The following is a 569-nucleotide window of genomic DNA, read 5'->3' as shown; positions in this document are numbered from 1 at the left end:
CGAAAGCATAAGCACCCTTCCCTTAGCAGCGGTAAAGAAAGCGGCATGGAAGATTCGGCAGGAAGGGTGAAGAGCTGGCGGCAGTACCAAGCTCCGCTACTACATCATGCCATGGCCTACATGCGTGCATGAAGCTAAAACGTATAAAATTCAAAAGCCGGCACTAACTTCACGGAAGGCTCCACACAGATACTGCAAGACTCAAGGAGGAGTACATTCCTGACGAGCGTGTCGAAATGCAGATCTCACAAAACTACTGATAATTTCAGGCAGCATACTCAAGCCAAGCATATGGCTCAAAACAGCAGCCTAAACTCTACAATTATTAATAACTCAGCCTCTTTCGCCAAATTTCATTGATGCACCCACTCTAAAATGAAACGCCTCTTCAGGTGACATGTGGAACCTTAACTTGGGAGTGGAATCATAAACCTCATCCAGCTCTAAAAAGGTTGCGAGATTAGCTTCAAAATAATCCAGAACATCAACATTAATCCTATTTGGCATAGAAATAACCGAACCATCTTCTGTAATTGGATCAACGAGGGCTAGCTCACCAAATGGTGTGA

General features: G+C 44.5%; 1 protein-coding gene. It reads right to left on the bottom strand.

Annotation, left to right across the window (positions count from 1 at the left end; all coding sequences use genetic code 11):
* Window positions 1-333 precede the first annotated feature (333 nt).
* Window positions 334-569 (bottom strand): hypothetical protein (locus tag OP495_RS18705; protein WP_280571292.1); only part of this gene is annotated, 236 nt, incomplete at its 5' end.

This window comes from Chromohalobacter sp. 296-RDG, from assembly GCF_029889885.1.
In the GTDB taxonomy this organism is placed as follows: domain Bacteria; phylum Pseudomonadota; class Gammaproteobacteria; order Pseudomonadales; family Halomonadaceae; genus Chromohalobacter.
Note: the sequence above shows the minus strand (reverse complement) of the source record. Positions and strands in the feature narration are given on the sequence as shown.